Origin of the sequence: Aerococcus sp. NPDC058936, from assembly GCF_042741995.1 — a bacterium.
Taxonomy (GTDB): Bacteria; Bacillota; Bacilli; order Lactobacillales; family Aerococcaceae; genus Aerococcus.
This window is the reverse complement of record NZ_JBHYKZ010000019.1, coordinates 1-1737: the sequence shown is the minus strand read 5'-3', so window position 1 is coordinate 1737 and position 1737 is coordinate 1. Positions and strand designations below refer to the sequence as shown.

Sequence of the window (1737 nt, the reverse complement as noted above, 5' to 3'; positions counted from 1 at the left end):
ATAAAAAATGAATAATGGAAAAGAGTATAAAAAAACCAGGTAATCTAATGATTACCTGGCAGATATTACTCATCAGTCCTATTTGACGAAGAGCCCAAAAATATTATGACCCGTACGGGACTCGAACCCGTGTTACCGCCGTGAAAGGGCGGTGTCTTAACCGCTTGACCAACGGGCCAGTTTTAAATATTAAAATGGTCCGAGACAGATTTGAACTGCCGACACCTTGAGCTTCAATCAAGTGCTCTACCAACTGAGCTATCAGACCTAAATCAACGGTCCCGACGGGAATCGAACCCGCGATCTCCTCCGTGACAGGGAGGCGTGATAACCGCTACACTACGGGACCATCTCAATTGCGGGAGTAGGACTCGAACCTACGACCTCCGGGTTATGAGCCCGACGAGCTGCCAACTGCTCCATCCCGCGATATCAGTAAAAAAAGGAGGATAAGGGATTCGAACCCTTGCACGCTTTTACACGTCTGACGGTTTTCAAGACCGTTCCCTTCAGCCGGACTTGGGTAATCCTCCAAAAGTAAAAATATAAAGCTTTATCAAGCTATGACCCGTACGGGACTCGAACCCGTGTTACCGCCGTGAAAGGGCGGTGTCTTAACCGCTTGACCAACGGGCCAAAATATATAAAAGCGGAGAATAAGGGATTCGAACCCTTGCATCGCTTACGCGATCTAACGATTTAGCAAACCGTCCTCTTCAGCCTCTTGAGTAATTCTCCAAATATCAATGGGCCTGAATGGACTCGAACCATCGACCTCCCGCTTATCAGGCGGACGCTCTAACCAGCTGAGCTACAGGCCCATAATACTAAAGCGGGTGACGAGAATCGAACTCGCGACGATAGCTTGGAAGGCTATGGTTTTACCACTAAACTACACCCGCATATTATTTTATTTACGGTCCCGACGGGAATCGAACCCGCGATCTCCTCCGTGACAGGGAGGCGTGATAACCGCTACACTACGGGACCATTTCAATTGCGGGAGTAGGACTCGAACCTACGACCTCCGGGTTATGAGCCCGACGAGCTGCCAACTGCTCCATCCCGCGATATTAATAATAAAAAGGAGGATAAGGGATTCGAACCCTTGCACGCTTTTACACGTCTGACGGTTTTCAAGACCGTTCCCTTCAGCCGGACTTGGGTAATCCTCCGAGGCAATAAAAATTATGTTTCATATAATCCCATACAAGGATGGACCTTGTAGGACTCGAACCTACGACCGGACGGTTATGAGCCGTCTGCTCTAACCAACTGAGCTAAAGGTCCAAGTAAATTAAATTATATAATAGCGGCGAAGGGGATCGAACCCATGACCTCCCGGGTATGAACCGGACGCTCTAGCCAGCTGAGCTACACCGCCATATTATACATCTAAATAAGTGGAGAATAGCGGGATTGAACCGCTGACCTCCTGCGTGCAAAGCAGGCGCTCTCCCAGCTGAGCTAATCCCCCACATTAGAATCGGGAAAACAGGATTCGAACCTGCGACCCCTTGGTCCCAAACCAAGTGCTCTACCAAGCTGAGCTATTTCCCGGGTCATGCACCCAGCAGGATTCGAACCTGCAACCGCTTGATTCGTAGTCAAGTACTCTATCCAGTTGAGCCATGGGTGCTTGTATAAAATGCCGAGGACCGGGGTCGAACCGGTACGAGGTTAACCCTCGCAGGATTTTAAGTCCTGTGCGTCTGCCTATTCCGCCACCCCGGCATA

At 49.6% G+C, this 1737-nt stretch carries 18 tRNA genes; all 18 read right to left on the bottom strand.

Annotated elements, in window-relative coordinates:
* Window positions 1-106: 106 nt before the first annotated feature.
* Window positions 107-178: transfer RNA gene (locus ACFW0C_RS09820), tRNA-Glu, on the bottom strand.
* A 17-nt stretch (window positions 179-195) separates the two neighbouring features.
* A tRNA-Phe gene (locus tag ACFW0C_RS09815) sits at window positions 196-268 on the bottom strand.
* Between the two features lie 8 nt (window positions 269-276).
* A tRNA-Asp gene (locus tag ACFW0C_RS09810) sits at window positions 277-349 on the bottom strand.
* A 7-nt stretch (window positions 350-356) separates the two neighbouring features.
* A tRNA-Met gene (locus ACFW0C_RS09805) sits at window positions 357-429 on the bottom strand.
* Between the two features lie 14 nt (window positions 430-443).
* Window positions 444-533 (bottom strand) — tRNA-Ser (locus ACFW0C_RS09800).
* Between the two features lie 31 nt (window positions 534-564).
* Window positions 565-636, bottom strand: a tRNA-Glu gene (locus ACFW0C_RS09795).
* A 14-nt stretch (window positions 637-650) separates the two neighbouring features.
* Window positions 651-738: transfer RNA gene (locus tag ACFW0C_RS09790), tRNA-Ser, on the bottom strand.
* Window positions 739-747: 9 nt separating this feature from the next.
* Window positions 748-821: transfer RNA gene (locus ACFW0C_RS09785), tRNA-Ile, on the bottom strand.
* A gap of 10 nt (window positions 822-831) precedes the next feature.
* Window positions 832-902: transfer RNA gene (locus tag ACFW0C_RS09780), tRNA-Gly, on the bottom strand.
* A gap of 15 nt (window positions 903-917) precedes the next feature.
* Window positions 918-990 (bottom strand) — tRNA-Asp (locus ACFW0C_RS09775).
* A gap of 7 nt (window positions 991-997) precedes the next feature.
* Window positions 998-1070: transfer RNA gene (locus tag ACFW0C_RS09770), tRNA-Met, on the bottom strand.
* Window positions 1071-1085: 15 nt separating this feature from the next.
* A tRNA-Ser gene (locus tag ACFW0C_RS09765) sits at window positions 1086-1175 on the bottom strand.
* 41 nt (window positions 1176-1216) lie between these two features.
* A tRNA-Ile gene (locus ACFW0C_RS09760) sits at window positions 1217-1290 on the bottom strand.
* A 20-nt stretch (window positions 1291-1310) separates the two neighbouring features.
* Window positions 1311-1384: transfer RNA gene (locus ACFW0C_RS09755), tRNA-Met, on the bottom strand.
* Between the two features lie 20 nt (window positions 1385-1404).
* A tRNA-Ala gene (locus ACFW0C_RS09750) sits at window positions 1405-1477 on the bottom strand.
* Window positions 1478-1486: 9 nt separating this feature from the next.
* Window positions 1487-1560, bottom strand: a tRNA-Pro gene (locus tag ACFW0C_RS09745).
* 5 nt (window positions 1561-1565) lie between these two features.
* Window positions 1566-1639: transfer RNA gene (locus ACFW0C_RS09740), tRNA-Arg, on the bottom strand.
* A 10-nt stretch (window positions 1640-1649) separates the two neighbouring features.
* Window positions 1650-1734 (bottom strand) — tRNA-Leu (locus tag ACFW0C_RS09735).
* Window positions 1735-1737 lie beyond the last annotated feature (3 nt).